Genomic DNA, 24277 nt, shown 5'->3' on the forward strand with positions numbered 1-24277 from the left:
CGTTTACAGGGATTCAACGTCCGATCGCAAGGAATTCGACACGGATTTCGGCACGGATTTCGGATTCTTGTGAAAAAACGCGTTCTTAGTCTGGATTTAGAAGCAAAAAATCGACAAAAAGTTGACAATTTGCCGATTTGTGCTTATCTTTTGTTTAGTAGTCCGGGGATGCTTTCGGAAAGGGGGTAGAATATGGTCCTGATTTACCGCGGATTCGAAGGCAACAGGGTGTTCAAGTGGTGCCGGGGAAACTCGGACCGGGTCAGCGTGATGTTTCCGGCGAAGCCCTTCTACAACCGGTGCATCAGCCGGGTGCTGGACGAAACGCGCGCCGGAAAATCCGTCCTGGCCTGGGGAGATCCCGAAGGCCTGTCCCGCCTGGGAATGGCCCTCAACGAGCGGCACATTCCGACCACGCCCTTCGGTGACGGAATCACCATGCACTGATCGCGCCTGGCCGAAAACGACTGTCGGAATTCGAAACGGCACTTTGCCTGCTGGTCAAAATTCCAGGCCCAGCTGCAGGGTGTATTTGTTCGTGTTCTCGCCGCTGCCGCCCCTGGCTGTTCCGTATTCCCTGTCGTGGATCCATTCAAACGTGCTGAAGAGCGTGTCCTTCCACAAGTCGACGGTGACTACGGACAGGTAGCGAATCGACGGTATGCCGAGTCCCGCCGCCTCTGAGGTGCCCTGGTACCCCAGCGTGAGTTCTCCTCCCCTTCCCACCAGTTCGAATCCATAACCGGCCTCAAGGGACCAGGCCGCCGGACGGGCACCCCGGCCATCGAACGCCAGCACACCGGGTGCGTATCGATCCTGGGAGATCATGTACTCGGCGGAGAATGCAACGCCGCTGTAGTGAATGGCTGCAGCCACCGACCATCCGGGCACCCGTTCATCGCTGCCGGTGGGTAGGCCGACGTGGTCGGAGCCATGGTCGTCGCTTTCATGTCCGAACAATTCTTCCTGAAATCCCGCCAGCGTGCCCAGGTCATCGATGTACGAAAGGTTGAAGGCGATTTCGTCTTCTTCGTCCACGTGCTTTTTGTATCCCACCGCGGCGCCGAAACCGGACCGGGGTTCATCCGAGCGTGCATCGTCTCCATAGTACCCGTAGACGCTGCCCAGAAACTCGCCAAGGGAAACGCCCAGCAACAGGGACTTCTCCCTTTTGGATCCGAACTCGAACGACAGCGGATCGATAATCGCACCGGTCTCGAAGGGACCGATACTGGCATCGTGCGCCGCATGGACTTCGGCCAGTTCGAACATGGTGAAAGGAAGGAATTGCACCCCGCCCTTGAGCCACCAGCTGCCGTCCGGCGGTCCGACGATGATCGTACCCGTGAAGATTCCCAGTTCGTGCCCCTCTTCCTCTTCACCGTGATCTTCTTCGTGCTCGTGGATCCATCCGAACTCCGAACCGATCCATGGGTGGGGCTCGATGCCAACGCCCATTTCCAACTGTTCGGCCGCCGTAGACGTGGAAGTTTCCCCCTCGGACGATTGTTTGCGCGAAACGGTAAACTCCGCCACGCCCCCGATTTCAATAAACCTGAGAAATGACTCCTCGCCGGGCTTCTCGTCGGTTTCCTGCGCGGAGGCGAAGCCAATGCACAACACGGCCGGTAACATCATGGCAAAGGCAACCAGGATCTTTGCTGTACCTTTCAACGGGCTAGTCTCCATGGTTTGTACTTACGCTGTCTCGTTATAATCAGAAAACCAATGCGTGTTTTTAGTCTGCACTAAATAAATAATTATATTAGATATGTGTCAATAATTAGTTTCAGAAAATCCCCAAGACGGTTCGCCGGCCGAGATCACAGTAAATCCGACCTTACGCGTACGGAGGGCGATTGAGGTCGATTTCACACCTGAAGGACAGCAGATCGACTTGGGATACACCGATGATCGGCTGCTACGACGAGTGGGCGGCGGATATGCAGGCGAGCGGACGCCGGATATGCCCGGTACCGGCGGATCTTCGGTACCGGCGGATCGATCCGGTTCAGGGATGGGGCGCCATGAAAACCAGGACCACCAGCCGGCCCTCGCTCGAGTTGAGTACGCCGTGGTCCACGCCGGGCGGACACAGCACCGCCGTACCGGGAACGCCCTTTACGGTTTCTTCGCCGACAGTGAAATCGCCCTTCCCTTCCAGCACGTAGTAGATCTTGTCGTTTTCGGCGTGGCTGTGGGCCTTCTGTTCCTGGCCGGGTTCGAAACAGTAGATATCGCAGAACATGCGATCCGTATCGAAGAGATTGACCTTCTGGAACTTGTCGTCCGAGAAGCGTTTCTGATCCGGTACGTATGCCACCGGCATGATGGATGGCTCCTGTGATGACAGGTTGAGGGACAGGTCGCCGGGCAGACAAAGACCTTGCGATAAATCGGTGCCCCGGCTTACTTTGAACGCGATTGAATGTACCCGCGCAACGCCTTGATGTCAACCGGCGTCACGTGCGGACCTCGAGTTCGTGCAAGGAGTAAAACGAGGAATCGTCCAGCAAGCATGACCCACGAAATCGCCATAGGCCCGCACCGCATTACATCGCTTAAACCCGGCATGCCCATCCTCACGCTGGCGCCCATGGCAGGCATCAGCAACTGGCCTTTCCGGTTGATCTGCGCGAAGATGGGCGCCCAGATGGTCGGCGTGGAGTTCATCAACTGCAACGCCATTCTCCACAAGAACCCGAAGACGCTTCAGATGATGAACTTCTGCGACGCCGACATCTACCGCGATACCGGCATGTCGCTGCTCGCGGCGCAGATCTACGGGAACGACATCGGCCGCATGGTGGAAGGCGCGCTGGTGCTGGAGGAAAAGGGTGCACAGATCATGGACATCAACTTCGGGTGCTCCGTGCCCAAGATCCTGCGGTCCGATTCCGGCGCCGCTTTTCTCAAGGACATCGACCGGATGATGAACGCGGTGCGCAGCGTGGCCGAGGCCGTCTCGATTCCGGTCATCATCAAGACGCGGCTGGGCTGGGACCACGACAACATCAGCATCCTGGAAGTGGTGAAACGCGCCGCGGACTCCGGCGCCCACGCCGTGGCGGTGCACGCCCGAACCGTGGCGCAGAAGTTCAACGGGACCGCGGACTGGTCATGGATCGCCCGGGCCGTGGAAGTCTCCCCAGTGCCGATCTTCGGAAACGGCGACGTGTTCACCTACGAGGACGCGGTGCGCATGGTGGAAGAGACCGGGTGCGCCGGCGTGATGATCGCACGGGCCGCGAGGGACAATCCCTACATCTTCTCCGGCGCGCGGATTCCGACGTTTACCGAGCGCGTCCGGCTCGCCCGGGACCACCTGGGCATGATGGTGGAGTACAAGGGGGAGAAGGTCGGCGTGATGGAAATGCGCAAGTTCTTCGCTTCATACTTCAAGGGCTTTCCCAACGCGTCGCACCTGAGAACCGATCTCGTCCAGGTGGATACGGTCACGCAGGCCCATCGGATTCTGGACGAGTGGGTGACTGATTCGGATCGTCACTCGCATGATGCTTGATCACGCGGCCTTCCGAAAAATAAACCACGCCTTCGGCGATGTTCGTGGCGTGATCGGCCAGGCGTTCGATGTGGCGGGAAATAAAGATCAATTGCATCGCCTGGGGCACCGACCCTGAATCTTCCTTCATGCAGGCCAGCAGTTCCTCGAAGATCTGGTCCTGCAGCTGATTGACCTCCTCGTCCCTGTCGCAGACGTCCATGGCCAGCTGCTCGTCTCCGCGCACGAAGGCGTTGAGGCTGTCCTTGACCATGGACTGGGAAAGGTCCGCCATGCGCGGCAGGTCGACGAGCGGTTTCAGGAGGGGCAACCCGGCGAGCTGTTTCGTTTTCTTGGCGATGTTGACGGCGATGTCGCCCAGCCGTTCCAGGTCGATCGTGATCTTCATGCTGGCCGCGACAAAGCGCAGGTCCCGCGCGATGGGGTGCTGAAGCGCCAACAGCCGGATGCACTGCTCGTCGATCTCCAGTTCCATGGCGTCGATGGATTGATCGCCGGCGATGACCTGATCGCACAATTCGACGTCGCGCTCCACGTGCGCCGTGATCGCCCGGGCGATCTGTTCCTCCACGAGCGCGGCCATGCTCAGCAGGGCGGACTTCAGGTCTTCCAGTTGTTGTTGAAGTTGTGTTTCCATGGTCGCTATCCGGCCCGGCCCGTGATATAGTCCTCCGTGCGCCGGTCCCGGGGCGTGGTGAACATCGCGTCGGTCACGCCCATTTCCACCAACTCGCCTTTGAGCATGAACCCGGTGTACTCCGACACACGCGCTGCCTGCTGCATATTGTGCGTCACGATAACAATGGTGTAGTCGTCCTTCAGATCAAGCATTAATTCCTCGATCCTGGACGTGGCGACGGGGTCCAGCGACGAGCACGGCTCGTCCATGAGCAGGACCTCCGGTTCGACCGCGATCGCCCGCGCGATACAGAGCCGTTGCTGCTGTCCGAGGGAAAGTCCAAGGGCGCTCTCCTCGAGTTGTTCCTCGACCTCCTCCCACAGAAAGGCCCGGCGCAGGCACCGTTCCACGATCTCGTCGAGAAAATCGCCGGACTTCACGCCATGGATCCGGGGGCCGTAGGCCACGTTCTCGTAGATCGACTTGGGGAAGGGATTCGGTTGCTGGAAGACCATGCCCACGCGCCGGCGCAGCCGCGTAACGTCGGTGTCCGGTCCGTAGATGTCCACCCCGTTCATCCGTATCGTACCCGTCATGCGGGCCTGGGGAACGAGGTCGCTCATGCGGTTGACCAGCCTGAGCAGTGTCGTCTTTCCGCAGCCTGAAGGTCCGATAAAGGCCGTGATGACCTGGCGGTCGATCGCCATGGTCACGTCGTTCAGCGCGGGCCGGTCCCCGTACCAGAAGGACACGTGGTCCACATCGATGATCGTCTCCTCACGCAGGATCTTCGGCGTGACCGGCGCGTTTTCAGTCGTCATTCGTTAGAACCTCTTTTGCCCGCTGCTTGCGCCCGCCGCTTATGCGCTTACCGGTAATATCTACGCCGCGGCCAGCGAATAGCGTCTCCTCAGCCTGCTTCTGAGCCCGATCGCCGCCGCGTTCAGCGCGACCACGATGGCCAGCAGCAACAGGGTGGACGTATACGCCATGGGTAGAGACGCCTCTCCTCCATCCGGCCTGAAACCCGTGTCGAAGATATGAAACCCAAGGTGCATGAACTCGCGTTCCAGGTGCACGAAAGGCCATGCGCCGTCCACGGGCAACTCGGCGGAAAAGGCGACGGCCCCCGTGATCATCAACGGCGCCACGGTACCGGCCGCCCGTGCCATGGACAGGATCAAGCCCGTGAGCATGGAAGGCAGCACCACGGGCACGACGACGCGCCAGAGCGTCTCGAACCGCGTCGCACCCAGGGCGTGAGACGCTTCGCGGATTCCCGGGGGCACGCCGGCCAGCCCTTCCTCCACGGCCACGATCACCACGGGCAGGGTGAGCAGGGCCAGGGTCAGCGAGCACCACAGGATGCCGCCGCGGCCTAAAGTCGGTTCTGGAAGATCCGCCGCGAAGAACCAACGATCCAGGGTCCCTCCCAGAAAATAAACGAAGAATCCGAGTCCGAAAACCCCGAATACGATGGAGGGTACCCCGGCCAGGCTGTTCACGGCGATACGCACCGCGTTCAGGAACGGACCCGGCCTTCCGTATTCTCTCAGATAAAAGGCCGCCAGCACGCCGAAGGGCATGACGACGATCGACATGAGGATGACCATAGCCGCCGTGCCGAAAATCGCCGGGTAGACTCCACCAAGCCGGTTTTCATCTCTCGGGGGCGCCCACAGGTAGGACCAGGCGCTTCCCGTGTAGTGTCGGACCCTTGTCCACGTGGTCATCGCATTGGGTGCGTAGATTCGCTGGACGTTCGCCAGGGAAATGGTGTGCTGCCGGCCATCCACCGAAGACAGGACGATGGACAGCGCTTGCCGCCGCCGCAGGCGTTCCAGTTCCGAGGACTGTTCCCGGTAATGGGCCCGAACGGCATCATAACCCCGGGCGACGACTATTCCGTCATCAACAAACGAATCCAGGAAGCCGAAGGCGTCCCCGCCCCGAACCTGTTCCACGACCACGGCCTCGCGGGGCGCGTCCCGTCCCGCGACCCCACCTTCCTCCAGCCAGATGTGTTCATCCGGATACAACGTTAGGTCCCCGGTCCGCACCCTCAATCGATAGGCCATGGATCGCTTGCCCGCGGAGTCGGTGGTGCCGACGCCCACGCGGGACGTCTCGTGGCCCAGGATAACCCTGCCGTCGCGCATAACGTACCGGGTCAATTCCTGGGGCCAGAACCCGCCCAGTCCATGCACGACGATCACCAGGATCAGTCCCGCCGCCATGAGGAAGCCGACGACCAGGGCTCCCCCGGACAGCCAGATCAGGGCGTCATCCTTTGACCACTTCGAACCCATCGCGTCTCCTTGCGCGCGGACAGAACATCCGGTGCTTAGGCATGCCCCCGTCTCAGCCGCCGTCGAATCAATTCGGCCACGGTGTTAATCGCAAAAGTCGAAACGAGCAGGAGAAAGGCGGAAAAGAAAAGGACCCGGTAGAGACTGCCGTCCCGCGCGGCGTTCGGCAGATCGAGTGCCACACCGGCGGACAGGGCCCTGAACCCGGAGAAGGCGGACCAGTCCATCACCGGGACATTGCCCGAGACGAACAGCACGATCATGGTCTCCCCGATCGCCCGGCTGAATCCCAGCAGGACGGCGGCCAGTATGCCGGCTCCCGCGGCGGGGAGGACGATGCGCACGGCGGTCTGCCAGCGCGTGGCCCCCAGTGACATGGATCCTTCCAGGTATGTGCGGGGCACGGCGGAAAGCGCTTCTTCTGAAATGGTGAATATGATCGGGGTCACGGCCAGGCCCATGACCATGCCCACGACGATCGCATTCCGCTGTGCGTAGGCCAGCCCCAGCGATTCCTCGAACCAGGTTTCGTAGCCGGCCCGCAGAAAGGCGGCCTCGAGCAACGTCCCGCATTCCAGGGCCAGCCATCCCCCGGCCAGTACGGCGACCAGAAGCAGCCAGATTTCCCGGCCCGGAGGATTGAAGGCCCGGAACGGGACCGGCGCATGGTACCTGAACAGAAAAGCGGCCACCACGGCGCCTGGAATGAATACCGGCGCAAGGAAGAGGGCGAAGATGTGGGACGCCAGGAACGGTGCGAGCCAGACGCCTCCGATGAAACCGAGCACGACACTCGGCACCGCGGCCATGATTTCCACCAGCGGTTTCAGTCTTTCCTTCAGCGCCCGCGGCAGGAACTGCGACGCGTAGAGCGCGGCGAGCACCGAAAGGGGCACCGCGAAGAGCAGCGTGTACACCGCGCCTTTCAAGGTCCCGAAGATCAGCGGCAGGATGCGGAACCCAGGTTCGGCTCCGTCGGAGCCGGACACTCCCCAGCGGTATTCCGCGGGTGACGTGAACAAGGGGTAAATCACCCAAAGTATCACGGCAAAGACCGACAGGATGGTCAAGATCAGTACCATGCCGCCCAGGGCGGCGAGTCGGCCAACCAGCAGGTCCAGCAGACGGCGCCGGTCCATCCGGCGTCCTCGGGCGCGATCGGTCATCCGGGCGTCCTGGATAGGGTTTCAATCGGGTTTTTCGACGTGGGCAACGTGTGAGAAACTAGCGGTGGGCCCGTACCGCGTCAACCCCGGCGGAAGGCCTCATACAACAATGAGTCTCGCATAAACGCATCTGCGGGGCCGTTCTCATCTGTCGAACGGTCCGCGTTGGCGAGGCATGCCAACCGCGGTTCGCTACGCGAGCTTTCGGATCACTTCAGAAGCGTCATCTTCCTGTTGTAAACGTAGGCGGTCCGTCCATCCGCCGTAGCCTCGAAGCGGTAGAAGTACACGCCGCTTGAAAGGTGTTGCGCATCCCAGTTCTCCGCGTAATTCCCCGGAAGCCTGATATCGTTCACCACTGTCGCCACCCGCTGTCCGAGGAGGTTGTACACCTCGATTAGTACGTGGCTCGTAGACGATACCGCGTACTTGATGTTTGTGGTCATGCCGAAGGGATTCGGACTGTTCTGCGCCAGGCTGAAGCCGTCGGGTGCATCTACACCGGGTTCAACCAGTTCCGGCGGTATGGGTGCCGGCGCGGTACTGAAATAACCCAGATTCGCAAGAGCCGACCAATTCGCCGCCCAGTTTTCCGTTCCGAAAGCGCCGGCGTAATCGACGTCCGCAAAGAAGCGGCTGCCCCGGGGCTCTTCCATGAGCTTGCTCGCGTCCCAGGCGGGACTGTTGTTGCCTGGCCGTGGATCGAGACCCCGGTTCCGGTTCCAACTGATGCCCTGTAGCATCGGGTCCGCGATCCGGTTCATGTTCGACGCATCGGCAAGCAACGCCGCAGTGTGAGCGTCGCCTCCCAGGTCCGACGGTGAACTCCCTGCGCCGAACCTGCCCAGGATGTTGTACCGGAAAGCCAGGTCGCCGGCTTCAAGACGCGCCTTGCTGTCCTGCGCTCCGCGTGTCGGATCCAGGTCCTCGATCGAAAGCACGTGTCCCTGGAACTCGGTGAAGACGCTGTTGAAATACATCCCGCCCGCGTTGTCCCGGAAGATGAGGGCGTTGTTGGCCTTGTCGCCCGTCGAGGACGCGCCCCGACCGATGTAGGTGGCGTTCATGATCGTGGGGCTGGCGTACGGCCTGCCGTCCTCGGGGTCCGTGCCGCCGTCGTGCTCGCCGGCGTGGTCGCCCAGGAACGGGTCCTGGATCGAGAACCAGAACTGGTGCTCGCCCCGGAAGCCCTCGTCGTAGTCGAAGGCGTCATCGCCCGCGAACGCGGAGATCAGGTAGCGCGTGTTCACCGTGCCGCCGAACCACTCGAAGCCGTCGTCCTGGTTGTAGAACACCTCCACGTGCTCGATGGTCGTGCCGCGGCCCACGCCGCCCATAGTCAGCCCGTTGATCTCGTTGTTGGCCCCGATGTCCGTACCGCCGTGCCGGATCGACACGTACCGGAATACGCCCGAGTCGTCATCATCGTTCGGGTTCCTGCCGCCGCCGTAGATACCCCGCGGTTCGGTGCTGGCGTCGATACCTTCTATGTTGCCTTCGCCCGTGGCCGTGTTGATGGACGCCCGGCCCAGGATGATGACGCCGCCCCACAGGCCTCGGGAGGCGGTCGGCGAGGTGAGAAGAATGTCGTTCGGATCGTTCACGTCGTCGGCTTCGGCCGTGAAGATGATGGGATTCCGGGCGGTACCGTCTGCAAAGATCCTGCCGCCTCGCGCCACGATCAGGGCCGCAACGTCTCCCGATGTCCCCGACGCCCTGCCCTTGATGACCGTACCGGCCTCGATCGTCAGCGTCTCGCCGTCTTCGACGAAGACCAGGCCGGACAGCAGGTAGGTGTTGTCTGAGGTGAAGGATGTGTTGCCGACGATATCAGCGTCGGTGATGGTAACTACGGAATTGGAGGTTGACTGTGCTTCTGCGAGGACAGGAAATACCAACGATGCGGAAACCAAGGCGATGGGAATCCACCGAAACATACCTTCTCCTTGAAGGGCTTGCGGATGATTAGTGATGCCAAAATCATGATCGTCCTCGCGGAAAACATGATCGTCCTCGCGGACCGGCCGGTCGGCTACGGTCATATCCCGTACGAGAAACCCAGGGAGAACGTTCGCCCCCGCTTGTACAGGCTGCGGATGAACTCCTCGTTGTTGAACGGATGCACTTTCTTGATGTCCGGATCCAGCAGGTTCTTGGCGGAAAACTTCAGGGTAACGCGGTCCCACAGCCGTTGCGACCCCGTGATGTCCAGCATGCCGGCGGGCTGCTCGAAGGCGTTGGGCGTCCCGCCCGTACTCACTTCGGAAAGCCTTTCGCCGAAGACGTTGTAGTGGAAGCTCACCAGGGTACCGGTGTCCGCGTTGTCGTACATGGCGTCGATGTTGACCACGTAGGGAGACTGGCCCTGCAGCTTGCGGGTCTCCGCCGCACCGGGATCGAGCGCCCGGATGATGGCGAGTTCCGACGGCGCGATATCCACCTGGGACCTGATCAGGGACAGGTTGCCGCCGATCTGGAAGTTGCCCAGGGCCGGATGAAGCTGGTCGAGCTGCTTCCGGAATTCCAGTTCCAAACCAGAGACGAGCGCCCTGTCGACATTCTGAAACTGGATTTCCCCGTTCGTCGTCACGATTACGCGCTCGATCGGGTTCTCGAACTTCTTGTAGAAATAGCTGAGGGCATAGATCTCGCCGGGACGATTGAACCATTCCCAGCGGAAATCGTAATTGTCGATCAGCGTCCGTTTCAGTTCGCTGTTTCCGACGAAAATGTAGTCTCCGACGAAGAGGAAAGAGGCGAATGGGGCCAGTTCGCGAAAGGAGGGCCGCGCCAGGGTCCGGCTGTAAGCGCCCCGGACATTCATGTTGTCCACGACCTGATACACGGTGTTGATCGAGGGCAGCCAGTCCTTCTCGTCCAGTTTGCCAGGCGTAAGCGAGGCTTCATGGCTGGTTACGTCCAGCAGGGTGGACTCGTACCGGGCGCCGCCCGTGACCTTGAACCGCCTGGTGAGCGGCAGGTCCAGCATCAGGTATCCGGCCCGGATTTCCTGGTCGCCGTCGTAATTGTTCCTCAGGTCCGAGTCCTCGGATACATAATTCCCGAACCGGGTAAACCCGGGCGTATCCTGGAATTCATCGGGCAGGATCCCGGTGCGCGCCGTGGAGAAGAAGCCGACAGGATCATTCCGGTACTGCAGGGCGTCCTGCCTGAAGGAAAATCGCCGCTCCCTGAAGGTGTGGTCCTTGTCCAGGTAGGCTCCGCCGAATTTCAGGCGGGCAGAGAGCCCGGACCATGGCGTAAAGGGCAGCGTTACGTCCAGCTTGAAGTCCCGGTTGGATTCTTCCAGGTTGCGAAAGTAACGGGTCGGCGCCGCGTAATTGGACAGGGCGATCGTGTAGCTGTCGATATCCGGCGCGCCTTCGCCGGCCGCGTCGACCGTCTGGAATTCGTTGGTGAAGTAACGAAGGTCGGGCTCGTCCTGGTTCGACCTGATGAAAGCGCCGGTCCACTCGATTTCCATGTTGGATACGGACGGCATTACGTGCTTGCCGCGGAACTGCAAAGACCGCATCTCACGCTCGATGAAGGACAGCACGCGGGTTTCGTACCGCACGTTTTCGCCGGGCAGGGAGGAAGGCCAGGCGCCGGTCTGGAATCTTGACAGTTTTTCGCCGCTGCGGTTGTAAAGCACGTTGACGCCGACCTCGTGGGTGATGCCCGGTTGGTAGGTCGCGTTTACGAGACCGCCCCAGAGCACTTCTTCGGACCCGCTCATGTCCGTCGCGAACCGCTCCCTGTTCAACCCTTCGGACTCCCGGGACACGCGCTTCCAGATCCCGGACGCGCCATTGTCGTACGCCGAGATGTTCCGGCTGTAGCTCACGCTGCCCAGCATCCCGAACGGACGGTCCGCGATCTCGGTCTGGTTGCCTATTGAAAACGAGTAACTCTGGCCGAGCCCGCCCTCTATGGTGGTCGGCGTCATCGACATGTCGGTAAACGACCTGGAATACAGATCCAGAAGTTGCGCGGCCTCCGGGTCCCGGAGTGCGCTGGTGATGCTCGGAATCTCCACGTCGGGATTCCGCAGGGGCAGGGGAATGTCCCGGGTGCCGTCGTCGAAGCCCAGGAAATCGTATTCACCGCCGTCGTAGCTCAGCATGTCCTTGAAGGTAGACTGGGTGTTGTACTTCGTGGACGTGGAGAAGGACATGGTGAAAGACTCGGGCAGGGACTTGGTCTTCACGTTGACGCTGCCGCCGGTGAAGTTGCCCGGCTTGTCCGGTGTGAAGGTCTTTTCCGTGGTGATGTTGTCCAGCAGGTTCGCGGCGAAGATATCCATCTGGACCGACTTGCTGTTGGGATCGGCGTTCGGCAGGGAGGTGCCGTTCAGCTGAGCGGTACTGTACCGTTCGCCCAGTCCGCGAATGTAGACGTACTTGCCGTCCACCACCGATGCGCCGGTGACGCGGGTCATGGCCGCCGCCACGTCGCCCTGGGCGCCCCGGGAGATATCCTCGGCGCTGATGGCGTCGCTGATGGAAAGGGCGTTCTGCCGTTGCTTGAGCAGCGCCGCTTCCGTGTTTTCCAGGGACCGGGCCGTCACCTCCACCACGTCCGCCACGATGAGTTCCTGTTCGACGCCTATGTCTATTCTGCTCACCTGGCCCGGTTCGACCTGGATCTCGGTGACCCGCTTCTCCGCGTACCCGATCATGGATACCTGGACGGCGTGCCGTCCCGCCGGGACGTTCCGGATCAGGTAGAAGCCTTCGAGGTCGGCCATCGCGCCAAGCTCCAGTCCCACCACTACCACCGTTGCGCCGATGAGCGGATCGCCCGTCTCCGCGTCTACGACCGTACCCGATATGCGGCCCGTGGACGCCTGTCCACGGACCTCCATCGCCGTGCCCGCAACGAGCGCGAGTGCGGCCGCCAATACCGCCGCCAGCATAAATGCCGCCGGCCGGCTTCTGTCGCACTTCGCGTTAAGGCTGTTCCGGAACCGGTACGTCTTCGTCATGTGAGCCCTCTCCCCTGTTTACGTCGAATCAGTCCGTCTGAAGGTGCGTGGAATGCAAGCTTGAATCGAACACGGCACCATTATAAACTGTTTATTTGACGATTCTGTTACGAACAGCATACAAGGCCATGACGAATATGATTAAAGTTCCTTTTCCCCGCAGGATGCGACCGGCGGGTCAAAGACGGCTTGACAAAACCGCCGCCCGTCTTGCTTAATGGATACTTGATCCAGGCACGAGAATCCAGGCACGAGACCGCATATTCTCCAGGTGGCTTTAGTCATGTCTTCACCGAATGGGAACAACACCAGGACCGCCACGGTCCGAACCATCGCTTCGAAGAGAGCGGGGCGCCGGTTCACCCACAAGCCCCGGCCTCCCGTCGCGCCGCTGGTGACGGACTACTGGCGCCCGGAACACTTCTTCAATCGGGAACTGAGCTGGATGGAATTCAACGCGCGGGTGCTGGAGGAAGCGCTCGACCCGACGGTTCCCCTGCTGGAACGGGTGAAGTTCCTGGCCATATTCAGCACCAACCTGGACGAGTTCTTCATGATCCGCGTCGCCGGCGTCAAGAGACAGATCGACGCGCAGGTCCAGTCCACGCGGACCGCCGACGGCCTGAGTCCCCGGGAGGTGATGACCGCGCTTTCGGCCAGGATGCACGAACTGGTCAACAAGCAGCACGGCCTGTTCATCAACGAGATCTTCCCGCAACTCACCGAGCAGGGCATCGACATCCTTGAGCCCGAGCAACTCAGCCCTTCGCAGAAGGCCTATCTGGACGAGTACTTCCGGAAGACCATCCTGCCGGTGGTGACCCCGCTGGCGGTGGACCCCGGCCATCCATTTCCCTACCTGGCCAACGGCACGCTCTGTCTCGTGGCTGAGATCCGCAAGATCCAGAAGTCCGTTTTCCCCCACACGAACCTCTCGGTCATCCACCTGCCCACCTCGGTCATGCCGCGGTTCCTCGAACTCCCGTCCGAAAACGGCCGGCAGGCGTTCTTCATGCTGGAGGACGTCATCCAGATGAACCTCGACCTGTTCTACAACGGTTACGAGGTGCTGAACTGCGCGTCGATCCGCGTGACGCGGGACGCCGACGTGGATTACGAGGAGGAAGGCGCGGAGGACTTGCTCAAGGTCATCGAGGAGGGTATACGCAACCGGCGCAACGGGGCCGCGGTACGGTTGCAGTACGACCCCGAGCTGTCTTCGCGCATCCTGGACGTCCTGGTGGAGGAGCTGGAACTGGAGCGGGAGGATCTCTACCCCACGGAAGGCTTCACCGCTTTTTCCGATCTCATCGAACTGTACGACGCCGTCGACCGGCCCGATCTCATGGACGAACCCTTCCCGCCCCAGCCGGCGACGTCCTTCGAAGGCGCGCCTTCCATCTGGGAGGCCATCAGGAAGGATGACATCCTGCTGCACCACCCCTTTCATCAGTTCAACGCGGTGGTCCGGTTCGTTTCGGAAGCGGCGGAGGATCCCCAGGTACTCGCCATCAAGATGACGCTGTACCGGGTCAGCGCCAATTCGCCCATCACCCGGGCGTTAACGCGGGCGGCGCAGAACGGCAAGGAAGTCTCGGTGTTGCTGGAGTTGAAGGCCCGGTTCGACGAGGCCGCGAATATCCAGTGGGCCAGGCAGCTGGAGGAGGCGGGGGCCCATGTCATCTACGGCATACCGGGCATCAAGGTCCACTGCAAGGCCTGCCTGGTCGTGCGCCGGGAGGGCGAGGGGATACACCGGTACTGTCACCTGGGTACGGGGAATTACAACGACAAGACGGCGCGTATCTACGCCGATTTCGGCCTGTTCACCGACAAGGAGGAATTCGGCGAGGACGTAACGCAACTGTTCAACCTGCTGACTGGCTACGCGCTGCCCTCGAGCTTTCACCATCTCATCCTTTCGCCCACGTCGATGCGGGAGGACATGGTAAAGCGGCTTCGGCGGGAGAGCGACCGGGCCCGCGCCGGGCATCCGGCCCTGGTGATCGCGAAGATCAATTCCCTCGTCGACCCGGACATGATCGTGGCCCTGTACCAGGCCTCCCAGGCCGGCGTGCGGATTCAGTTGATCATCCGCGGCATATGCTGCCTGAGACCGGGCGTCCCGGGACTGAGCGAGAACATCAGCGTCATCAGCATCGTCGACCGGTTTCTCGAACACGTCCGGCTGTTCTATTTCTACAACGACGGGGACCCGGAATACCTGTTTTCCAGCGCGGACTGGATGGACCGGAACCTCAACCGGCGGGTCGAGATATCGTTCCCGGTCATCGACCGGGCGCTCCAGGCGGAGCTGTGGGCTTATTTGAAGATCCAGTTGAAGGACAACGTGAAGGCGCGCGAATTGCAGTCGGACGGGACGTACAGGTACTTGAAGAAAGCGGGAAGGCGCTTCCAGTCTCAGCGGGAACTGTACGAACTGGCCTGCGAGACCGTGAGGATAAACGCGGACCTGAAGATGAAGCGCTCCGCGGCTTCCCGGACTGCGCTGACGGCCCGGAACTGAGAAGATTCGGGAGAAAACCGGTACCAGGGACAACCCGTACCGGAGGACAACCCGTACACAAAAAAACAGGCGGACCAGGGAGGTCGTGACTTCCCCGTTCCGCCTGTAGCTTTTTAACGCCGACTACCTCCTTGTTACCACCCTATACGAGCCTTGGTCCTTTTCAGGAGTACGGTAACGACGCCGGCGTACAGGACCGTGCTGACCGGATCGATGATCGCGTCAAGGGTCGCGCCGATCGCCGGTATGTTGCTTAGCACGTCCATGCCCGCCGCCGCACCGACGGCAATGGTAACCGCCAGGTAGCCCGTGGCGTCCTCCGCGTCGACCGACAGGTGCGCGTGCAACAGGCCGAGGATAACCAGCAACAGCCCGACGACCATACCGTCAAGCACCATGCCGGCTATCAGTCCCTCGTGCAACGCCAGCAGCACCGCGAGTGCAACGACAATCCGGGATGCCATATATCTTACCTCCTAAGCACTTGAAAACGACTCAGTTCAGGGAAGGCCGGGTGAACCGCCGCGGCACGGAAGGCCGCGGGTTCCGGCCGGCTATCCCTTGAGCCGATTTATCGTACGCATGAGCAGGATGGAAAACACGCTGGCGTACAGCGCGGAGCTGGCCGGATCGAGAATGGCGTCCAGGGACGCTCCGACGGCCGGTATGCCACTCAACACGTCTGCGCCTGCCGCTGCGCCTACTGCAATAGTCACGACCAGGTAGTCCGTCGCGTCCTCGGCGTCGACCCCCACGAAACCGTAGGCGATACCCAGGAGCACAATCAGGATCATCATGATCCCGCCATCATTCATCATGCCACCTGCTAACCCCTGGACGATCGCCAGAAGGGCGATCAATCCCACAATTACTCTGGTTGCCATATCTACCTCCTGGAGGAGAATGGTTTTGCCACCGGCCCGCGCCAGCGCGTAGCCGTGGCGGGAACTACGGCGAGACGAACTTGCGTCGCGTACGCACAGTAAGCCGCACCTGTTACTAACTTCCTTCGAAACGGTTCAGTCGGACGCGCGCGTCCGCGCATCGTGCGACTGCCTTCAGAAGCCTGGCCGGAGTCCTGCGTATCGGGGTCGTGTTCCCGATGGATTATTAGGTTTTTGGGGTTATGTACCCAATTAACATCGGAAGGGAAGCACTGTCAAGGGTAAATGTGTATTTTGATTTAAAAAAACACCAGAAATTCAGCGGGTGATTCCGACGGTCCTTTGATCGAGCAGACCATGGAACGAACGGTCCCGGAAGGAACCTGCATCTGGGTACGGGGAGTGAGGAATGGCGCGGTCTAAGTGGTTCCGCCCGTTGTAGTTTCGCTGAAGGATTCTCCCGAATCCCGCGCGGGGCGTCCGGCCGTTTCGGACGGCTCGTCTTCGATCCATACGGGCAGGGAGAGGTAGAAGGTCGCGCCTTCGCCGAGCCTGCTCTCGACCCACGCCCGGCCTTGGAGCAGTTCCATGGTGTGCCGGACGATCGCCAGGCCCAGGCCGGTTCCGCCAAGTGCCCTGGACCGCGCCCGGTCGACCCTGAAAAAACGTTCGAAGATCCGGGGTAGCGCCTCGGACGGAATGCCCGGTCCGGTGTCGGCGACCGACAGGACGACCTCGTCGCCCCGCTCCTCGGTGCCGATGGTGATCGATCCGCCCTTCTCCGTGTATTTCACGGCGTTGTCCACCAGGTTGGACAGTGCCCGTTCCATGAGTTCGGGGTCTCCGCACGCCGGCTTGTCCGTTTCGAACCGCAGGGACAGTGCCAGCTGCTTGTGGTCGATCTGTTTCGCGAAGATCTCGGCGACCCGTTCCGAAACCCGGTCCAGGCGGCAGGACGTGAATTCGACCTCGTACCGGCCCGATTCTATGCTGGACAGCTGCAGCAGGTCTTCGACCAATGCCTGTAGCCGGTCGGCATGGTACTGGATGGACGACATGAAACGGTGCAGCGCGGCGGTATCCTCCATGGCGCCGTCCAGCAGCGTCTCCACATAGCCCTTGATGGAGGTCAGCGGCGTCCGAAGTTCGTGAGATACGTTGGCCACGAAGTCTTTACGGACCTGTTCCAGGCGGCGCAGTTCGGTCATGTCGTGGAACACGGCGACCACCCCGTGCAGCTGCTCACCGATGCGTACGGGGGTCAGGTGCACCTGGAAGATGCGCTGGTTCCATTCCAGGGTCAGGTCGAACACGGTATCCTCGTGCAGGGACGGCGCCGAATCGATCGCGGCGTCCACCACGCTCTGCAGGTCGTGGTTGCGCACGACCTCGATAGGTCGCTTGTTCAGGCACCACGCGTCCACGTCCATCATGCGCTTGAAAGCCGGATTCACCAACAGGATCCGCCCTTCCGCGGAGGTCACCAGCACGCCTTCCGCCATACCGGACAGCACCGCTTCGAGCTGGGCGTTCTCTTCCCGGATCTGCGAAAGCCTCTCCCTGGACTGCGCGGCCATCTCGTTCAGGGCTGCCGCCAGGGAGGAAAGTTCGACGTGCGCCGGCGCGGAAGCGGTGACCTCGAGGTCGCCGGCGGCCTGGCGACGGGCGACTTCCGTCATGCGTTCGATCGGGCGGGAGACCAGTCTCTCCGTGCCCCAGCTCAGCACGACGCTCAACAGCAGGCCGATGCCGAGGGCCGCAAGCACGATCTTCCAGATATGGGATTCGATCCACCGGAACTGCTGCAGCGGCAGTGCGACCCGCACGACGCCCCTTGCCTGTTCGGTGCGGAAGGGCACCGCCACATAGGCCATGTCGGTCTCGAGGGTGTTGCTGTAGCGGATGCTGTTTCCGATTCCCGACGCGATGGCTTCGAGGATCTCCGGCCGGTCGCCGTGGTTCTCCATGAGGGGGACGGACGAAAGGGGGATGGACGAATCACCGGCCACGACGCCGTCGTCCCTCACCACGGTCACCCGGGCGCCGCACTGCTCGCCAAGGCGGTCCGTGATCGGATCGATGGTCTCTGGTGACAGAGAAGGTAGGGGGGCGTTTTCCAGGTAGGACTGGATCAGGCGGGCGTCATTGAGCAACTGCTCGCGGGTATGGCTGCTGACGTCCTCTCGGAGGGACGTATTCAGATAGATGTACACGGCCCCCGCCACCACCAGGGTAAAGGCGACGTAGCCGACGAGGATCTTTGTCTGCAGCGAAAATCGCATGACCGGGCCTACCTGGCGAAGCGGTATCCGACCCCCCGCACCGTTTCCACCATGCCGGCGGCCTCGCCGAGTTTCTCCCGCAGTCGCTTGATGTGGGCGTCCACGGTACGTCCGTACCCCATGTAGTCATATCCCCAGACCACGTCGAGCAACTCTTCCCGGGTCTGTACTCTGCCGCGCCGCTGAAAGAGAACGGCCAGGAGCTTGAACTCGGTGGCCGTCAGGGACACCGCGCTGCCCGATACGGACACGTGGTGGCCTTCCACGTCGATGACCAGCGGTCCCGCCCGGACGGGACCCGGGGTCTCCGGCACGGACCGACGGCGCAGGATGTTCCGGATGCGCAGGGCGATCTCCCGGGGACTGAAGGGCTTGACCACATAGTCGTCGGCCCCCAGTTCAAGGCCGATGATCCGGTCGATTTCCTCGCTCTTCGCGGTCAGCATAAGGATGGGTATGGACCTCGTGCGTTCGTCCTGTTTCAGAATGCGGCATATATCGGTGCCTTCGAGTCCGGGCAGCATGAGGTCGAGCACGATGAGATCGGGGGTCTCGTCGCGGGCCTTTTCAAGCGCAACCGGGCCGTCCGCCGCCACGATGACGTCGAATCCGGACTTCTCCAGGTTGTACTGGATGATTTCCACGATATCGGGTTCGTCGTCTACGACCAATATCGTTTGGCGCATTTCCCATCCCGTCTGGTTTTTGGGACCATCTCGCGCACGGCGCGCACGGGTGGACCATCTCATTCCTCGCGTCGCACGGCTCGCTTCGCGCGCGGGCCACCCATCTCTCGGACGGTGCGCGAGCCGCCCACATGCAGGCGGCTCAACTGAGGTATCCTGATGTAGCCGAAATATACCCGGCGCGGGACCCGTTGAAAACACAAAACGACGGCCGGGCCGGCGGCCGGGCCTGTGTACGGGCCGGCGGCCGGGCCGGCAATGACGCCTACTTTGACGATGGGCACAGGTCGCTCAGGACGCATTCGTCGCATTTCGGACGCCGGGCGACGCAGGTCTTCCTGCCGTGGACCGCCAGGAGGTGACCCAGACCGGTCCAGTCCGATTCTGGCACGACCTTCATCAGGTCGCGCTCGATCCGGTCTGGGTCGGCATGCTTCGTGAACCCGAGGAGCCCGGTCAACCGTTTCACGTGGGTGTCCACGGCGATCCCCGGAATCCCGAAGGCGTTGCCGCGCACGACGTTGGCGGTCTTCCGCCCCACGCCGGCCAGATTCGTCAGGTCCTCCATGGCCGAGGGTACTTCGCCGTCGTGGAGATCGATCAAAGTCCGGCAGCATTTCCGGATATTGGCCGCCTTGTTGCGGTAGAAGCCCGTGGTGAAAATATCCGCTTCCAATGCTTCGGGCGCGGCGTCCAGGTAGTGCCCGGGGGACGGATACTTCTTGAAGAGGGATTCCGTGACTACGTTTACCTGCTTGTCCGTGCACTGCGCCGAGAGTATGGTCGCGACAAGCAGCTCAAAGGGCGTGGTGAATTTCAATGCCGGTCCCACGTCGGGGTAGGTCTTCTTCAGCCGGTCCAGCACCTCCGCCATTCGTTCACGCTGTGCTTTCACGGTCGGCATGATTCAGTATCTCCTATGGGGACCGGTCGGAATCGCGCGGGTCCGGACCGGTTGGGCGGATGGCGGGTCCGGGCAGGTCCAGGCGGGACCGCACCGGTACAGGTGGGCCGGACGGGGAGACGCAGGGACAGGCGGAGACAGACCGGCCAGAAGGAGACAGACCGGCCAGGCGGACCAGAAGGAGACAGACCGGCCAGGCGGACCAGGGTGTCCAGACGGACCGCTCAACTCGCCGCCGTGCTGAGACTCCCGGTCTTCAGCCGGATCAGTTCTTCCGCCGTCAGGCTGTTCAGGAGTCGATCGGGCGTTACGCCGCCCTTGCGGACCATGGAGAGGCCATATTCCACGTAGTCCAGTTCGTCCACGTGATGGGCGTCGGGTCCGATGCTGAACCGGGCGCCCCGGGTCATGCCGTAATCGAGATGGCGCCAGTCCAGGTCGAGACGGTGGGGATTCGCATTGACCTCTACGGCGACGTCGTGGGCTACCGCTTCGTCGATGAGGCGGGCTACGTCCACGGGATAGCCGTCCCGGGCCAGCAGCAGCCGTCCCGTGGGGTGTCCCAGGATGGTCGTGTGCGGATTCCGGATTGCCTTGACCATGCGTTCGGTCATATCCGCTTCGGACATGTTGAACATGGAGTGCACGGAAGCCACGACCAGGTCGAAGGAGGCCAGGACCTCGTCCGGGTAGTCCAGGCTTCCGTCGGGGAGGATGTCGGACTCGATGCCCTTGAGGATGCGGAAGTCGTCGTAACCGGCGTTCAGTTTGTCGATTTCCTCCTGCTGCTCCATGACCCGTTCGATGCTCAGTCCCTGGGCATAGGCCGCGGTTCGGCTGTGGTCGCAGACCGCGATGTAGCCGTACCCCCGCGCACGGGCGCCCTCGGCCATTTCCCGGAGACTGTGCATCCCGTCGCTGTAGGAAGTATGGTTGTGGATCACGCCGAGGATATCCGCCTTCGACGGCAGTTCGGGCAGCCGGTTTTTCGCGGCCATGGCCACCTCTTCCCCTCCTTCCCGCAGTTCCGGGGGTACGAATTGAAGGCCGAGCAGGTCATAGATCACGGATTCGTCGGGACAGGGAATCACGGCGCGGTCGTGAATGACGTGCCGGTCGGTAATGGTGATCCCCCGGTCGTCGGCGTGCCGGGCGATCTTCGTTCGGTGGCCTTCGCTGCCCGTACAGTGATACAGCGTGACGGCGAAGGTTTCGTCCGCCACGCAGTGGACCCGCATGGGCAGACCGGATGGCCCGATGACGGTCACGTCCCCGCCGTCCCGCTCCTGCACCTCGCCGAAACGATGCAGGATGGCCTTGATCCCTTCCGTGTCGGGATGGCCGACGACGAGGTCTGCCTCGTGGATGACTTCCATCCCGCGCCTTACGTCTCCGGCGACCTCGGCGCGCCAGACATCGGGGTGGCGGAGCAGGTCGTCCGCCAGGGATTTCGTCTCCTTCAGCGCCCGGTCGAGGAGATGGAACCCGCGGGACCGCTTGATCAGGTCGATCCCCTTGAGCACGCGTTCCTGGGTCTTGGCGCCGAACCCGTCCAGCTTGACGAGCCGGTTCTCCCGGCAGGCGTATTCCAGTTCCCCCACGGTATCGATGTCGAGATGGTCGTAAATCGTCCGGATCTTCCGCGCGCCGAGGCCCGAAATGGTGAGCATTTCCTGGAGTCCGGCCGGCACCTCCTGAATGAGGGTCTGATGATAGCTCGACTGCCCGTCCCGGACGAGTTCGGTGATGTGGCGCACCATGGAAGCGCCCAGGCCGGGGACCTTGCCCAGCCGGTCTTCGTTCACCATATCCGCTACCGGTTCGGAGAGCGTCTCCACGCGGCGCGCGGCATTCGCGTAGGCGCGGGTCTTGAAGGTGTTCTCGCCCTGCAGGATCAGGAGCGATCCGATCTGGCTGAGCACCTTGCCAATCTGTTTGTTGGTCATGGCTGGATTCCGTCCTGGCGCGTCCTAACGTCCCGGCGCGCTTTCAACGTTTTCAACGCACAGTGCGGGCATGCTGTCGGCAGGCTTCGATGAATTCCGGCAGCCTTTTCACGAACTCCGACCTGGGCACGGCCTGTTCGCAACCCGCCTCCCGGGCGCGCACGAAGGCTTCTGGCCGCGTGTGCCGGCCATAGGCCATCATGGGTACGTCCCTGGTTGCTTCATCGGCCTTCAAGTGGGAGATCAGACCCACGGCGTCGGTACGCGAAAGATCGAGATCCACGATAATCGCTGCAGGTGGACCGTCCTCGGATTCACCCGGGAATTCGCTCGCTTCCGCCGCGAAGCGGGGCACGCCGCCCAGTTGACGGATGGTCTCTCCGATTTTGGCGGAGAAGAACAGGTCGTCCACCACGACGAGAACGGTATGGTCGGTCATTCCGGCTCCAGGCTCGCATCACGCTTGCTGACGGCGTTTCGGCAGTTCGAATATAAGGTCGGGACTCTACCGCAAACAAGGGGATTGTTTCGTTCCGGCGCGTGGTCCTCTGCGGATTGGCCGACGCCTGTTCGGACGAGTCTGGCGACGCCCATCCGGACGAACCTTGACTTTTTCCGATCTAATTGTTGACACATACATTATCAAACTATATATTTATCCTAGTCTAAAAATGTCGCCGTTTCGATCCAGACTACACCACAGTCGGATTCCGGTAGCTCCCATGCCCACACCTGCCACCGAAGACTACCTTAAAACCATCTACAAGCTGCAGGAAAACGCCGAAGCCGCGTCGACCAATGCCGTCGCGGACCGGATGGGCGTATCGGCCGCCTCCGTAACCAACATGATGAAACGGCTGTCGGAGACGGGCCTGGTCGAGCACCGGCCCTACCAGGCAATAAGGCTGACCGAAGCGGGCAGGAAGATCGCCCTCGAAATCATCCGCCATCACCGGTTGCTGGAGGTGTACATGGCGGAAGCGCTCGGGTTTACGTGGGACCAGGTGGACGCAGAGGCGGAACGGCTCGAACACGTGATCTCCGAAGAGTTCGAGGACAAGATCGACGCCATGCTGGGATACCCGACGACGGATCCCCACGGTTCGCCCATACCGTCGAAGGACGGGTCCATCGCCACCACGAAACACGACCGGCTGGCCGACATGGAAGCCGGCTGTACCGTGGTCGTCCGCCGCGTGACCGACACGGATCCGGCCCTGCTCCGCTACCTGGCGAAACTCGGCCTGCGGCCGGAAAACACCGTGGAGGTGCTGAGCAAAGAACCCTTCGAAGGCCCCATGCTCCTGCGCGTTGGCGGGGAGGAACACCACGTCGGGCGCCAGGTCGCCCACTCCGTCCTGGTCGAAAGCCTGCCGGCCGGAGAAGGAAGCGACAAGGGGCGGACAGACCCATGACCGGTATCATCGTGCTCATCGTTGCCGGCGCGCTTTTCGTGCCGCAGTACGGCCTGTTCTGGCGCATCCGGCGCCGGCGCTGGCTGCATTCCCGGCAGGCCGTGGAGGACGCCCTCGCCCATCTGCACCAGTTCCAGCACGACGGCCGCCCGGCGTCCGTGGAAACCCTTACCAATACCCTCGGCACGTCGACGAAACACACGCTGGTCCTGGTCAACCGCATGGCGCAACTGGACCTCGTGGCCATGACGGGCCTGGGCATGCGGCTCTCGGCGGCGGGTCACCGTTGGGCGCTCCAGATCGTCCGGGCCCACCGGCTGTTCGAGCGGTACCTCGCCGACGAAACTTCGGTGCCCCGGGAAGAGATCCATGCCCGCGCCCACCTGCTGGAGCACACGGTGACCGAGGCACAGGTCGACAAGATGGACGCCGACATGGGCCATCCCGCCTTCGATCCCCAGGGAGATCCCATACCGAACGCCGCCGGCGACATGAAGGAGATCGAGAGCCAGAAACTCGTCGACTGGCCGGCGGGCGTACCGGCGCTGATCGTGCATATCGAGGACGAACCGCCGGAAGTGTACGCTCAGATCATCGCCGAGGACCTCCATCCCGGGATGATCATCACGATCATGGACATGTCGCCCGTGCGGGTGGTCATCGGCACGCCGGACGCCGAACACGTGCTGGCGCCGGTCGTGGCCGCGAACGTGTCCGTGCGGGAGGCGCCCGCCGAAGACGTCGAACCGGCGGGTGTACCGCTCACCACGCTGGAACACGGCGAGACGGGTCGGGTCGTCGGACTGGCTCCGGCCTGCCAGGGGTTGACCCGAAGGCGGTTCCAGGACCTGGGTCTAACGCCCGGCGCAAGCGTCGAGCGGGTCATGCAGAGCGCCTTCAGCGATCCCACGGCCTATCGGGTTCGCAATACGATGATCGCGCTGCGCCGTGAACAGTCCGATCTGATCCGGATCGAAAGATCACCGCGGAAGGAACAGGAGATCGACGCATGAGTACCGACGCCGCACC

Annotated in this window: 20 protein-coding genes; 5 read left to right on the forward strand and 15 right to left on the reverse strand. The window is 62.0% G+C overall.

Going from position 1 to position 24277, the window contains the following annotated elements:
- The first annotated feature begins 192 nt into the window (after positions 1-192).
- A complete protein-coding gene (locus F4Y38_07805; GenBank protein ID MXY49193.1) occupies positions 193-447 on the forward strand; it encodes a hypothetical protein in 255 nt (84 codons plus the stop codon).
- A 54-nt stretch (positions 448-501) separates the two neighbouring features.
- On the opposite strand, the gene F4Y38_07810 is transcribed toward F4Y38_07805, so the two are convergent.
- Together F4Y38_07810 and F4Y38_07815 are read right to left on the reverse strand one after the other, a co-directional pair.
- Positions 502-1689: an LbtU family siderophore porin gene (locus F4Y38_07810; protein MXY49194.1), complete on the reverse strand. Its 1188-nt coding sequence runs from the start codon at positions 1687-1689 to the stop codon at positions 502-504.
- 322 nt (positions 1690-2011) lie between these two features.
- The gene (locus F4Y38_07815; GenBank protein MXY49195.1) at positions 2012-2329 is read right to left on the reverse strand and encodes a cupin domain-containing protein; all 318 of its coding nucleotides are present in this window, start codon (positions 2327-2329) and stop codon (positions 2012-2014) included.
- A 99-nt stretch (positions 2330-2428) separates the two neighbouring features.
- On the opposite strand from F4Y38_07815, the gene F4Y38_07820 reads away from it, so the two are divergent.
- A complete protein-coding gene (locus F4Y38_07820) occupies positions 2429-3523 on the forward strand; it encodes a tRNA dihydrouridine synthase DusB (protein MXY49196.1) in 1095 nt (364 codons plus the stop codon).
- Here the strand turns inward: F4Y38_07820 and phoU are convergent.
- From phoU to F4Y38_07850, 6 genes are all read right to left on the reverse strand, one after another.
- A complete protein-coding gene (gene phoU, locus F4Y38_07825; protein ID MXY49197.1) occupies positions 3456-4160 on the reverse strand; it encodes a phosphate signaling complex protein PhoU in 705 nt (234 codons plus the stop codon). The genes F4Y38_07820 and phoU overlap by 68 nt on opposite strands.
- Positions 4161-4165: 5 nt before the next feature.
- Positions 4166-4963, reverse strand: a complete 798-nt coding sequence (pstB, locus tag F4Y38_07830) for a phosphate ABC transporter ATP-binding protein (GenBank protein ID MXY49198.1) — start codon at positions 4961-4963, stop codon at positions 4166-4168.
- Positions 4964-5023: 60 nt separating this feature from the next.
- Positions 5024-6451, reverse strand: coding sequence for a phosphate ABC transporter permease PstA (pstA, locus tag F4Y38_07835; GenBank protein MXY49199.1), 1428 nt, complete (start codon positions 6449-6451; stop codon positions 5024-5026).
- Positions 6452-6486: 35 nt separating this feature from the next.
- On the reverse strand, positions 6487-7617 hold the full coding sequence (locus F4Y38_07840; protein MXY49200.1) for an ABC transporter permease subunit: 1131 nt from the start codon (positions 7615-7617) through the stop codon (positions 6487-6489).
- A gap of 209 nt (positions 7618-7826) precedes the next feature.
- Positions 7827-9554: a T9SS type A sorting domain-containing protein gene (locus F4Y38_07845; protein MXY49201.1), complete on the reverse strand. Its 1728-nt coding sequence runs from the start codon at positions 9552-9554 to the stop codon at positions 7827-7829.
- A 101-nt stretch (positions 9555-9655) separates the two neighbouring features.
- The gene (locus F4Y38_07850) at positions 9656-12604 is read right to left on the reverse strand and encodes an outer membrane beta-barrel protein (GenBank protein ID MXY49202.1); all 2949 of its coding nucleotides are present in this window, start codon (positions 12602-12604) and stop codon (positions 9656-9658) included.
- Positions 12605-12887: 283 nt separating this feature from the next.
- Between F4Y38_07850 and ppk1 the strand changes: the two genes are divergently transcribed.
- Positions 12888-15131 carry a polyphosphate kinase 1 gene (ppk1, locus tag F4Y38_07855; GenBank protein MXY49203.1) on the forward strand — a complete coding sequence of 748 codons (2244 nt, stop codon included), beginning with the start codon at positions 12888-12890 and terminating at the stop codon, positions 15129-15131.
- A gap of 134 nt (positions 15132-15265) precedes the next feature.
- Here ppk1 and F4Y38_07860 read toward each other — a convergent pair whose 3' ends face one another.
- From F4Y38_07860 to F4Y38_07890, 7 genes are all read right to left on the reverse strand, one after another.
- Positions 15266-15595, reverse strand: coding sequence for a hypothetical protein (locus tag F4Y38_07860; protein MXY49204.1), 330 nt, complete (start codon positions 15593-15595; stop codon positions 15266-15268).
- A gap of 90 nt (positions 15596-15685) precedes the next feature.
- Positions 15686-16015 carry a hypothetical protein gene (locus F4Y38_07865; protein ID MXY49205.1) on the reverse strand — a complete coding sequence of 110 codons (330 nt, stop codon included), beginning with the start codon at positions 16013-16015 and terminating at the stop codon, positions 15686-15688.
- 419 nt (positions 16016-16434) lie between these two features.
- Positions 16435-18297, reverse strand: a complete 1863-nt coding sequence (locus F4Y38_07870) for a HAMP domain-containing protein (protein MXY49206.1) — start codon at positions 18295-18297, stop codon at positions 16435-16437.
- 8 nt (positions 18298-18305) lie between these two features.
- Positions 18306-18983, reverse strand: a complete 678-nt coding sequence (locus F4Y38_07875; protein ID MXY49207.1) for a response regulator — start codon at positions 18981-18983, stop codon at positions 18306-18308.
- Positions 18984-19248: 265 nt separating this feature from the next.
- The gene (gene nth / locus F4Y38_07880; protein MXY49208.1) at positions 19249-19887 is read right to left on the reverse strand and encodes an endonuclease III; all 639 of its coding nucleotides are present in this window, start codon (positions 19885-19887) and stop codon (positions 19249-19251) included.
- Positions 19888-20111: 224 nt separating this feature from the next.
- The gene (gene polX, locus F4Y38_07885; GenBank protein ID MXY49209.1) at positions 20112-21833 is read right to left on the reverse strand and encodes a DNA polymerase/3'-5' exonuclease PolX; all 1722 of its coding nucleotides are present in this window, start codon (positions 21831-21833) and stop codon (positions 20112-20114) included.
- Between the two features lie 52 nt (positions 21834-21885).
- Positions 21886-22272, reverse strand: a complete 387-nt coding sequence (locus F4Y38_07890) for a hypothetical protein (protein ID MXY49210.1) — start codon at positions 22270-22272, stop codon at positions 21886-21888.
- A 283-nt stretch (positions 22273-22555) separates the two neighbouring features.
- Between F4Y38_07890 and F4Y38_07895 the strand changes: the two genes are divergently transcribed.
- Positions 22556-23248: a metal-dependent transcriptional regulator gene (locus tag F4Y38_07895; GenBank protein ID MXY49211.1), complete on the forward strand. Its 693-nt coding sequence runs from the start codon at positions 22556-22558 to the stop codon at positions 23246-23248.
- Positions 23245-24261, forward strand: coding sequence for a hypothetical protein (locus tag F4Y38_07900; GenBank protein ID MXY49212.1), 1017 nt, complete (start codon positions 23245-23247; stop codon positions 24259-24261). The genes F4Y38_07895 and F4Y38_07900 overlap by 4 nt, the downstream gene beginning before the upstream one ends.
- The last annotated feature ends 16 nt before the right edge of the window (positions 24262-24277 follow it).

Source organism: Gemmatimonadota bacterium (assembly GCA_009838645.1).
Taxonomy (GTDB): Bacteria; JAAXHH01; JAAXHH01; order JAAXHH01; family JAAXHH01; genus JAAXHH01.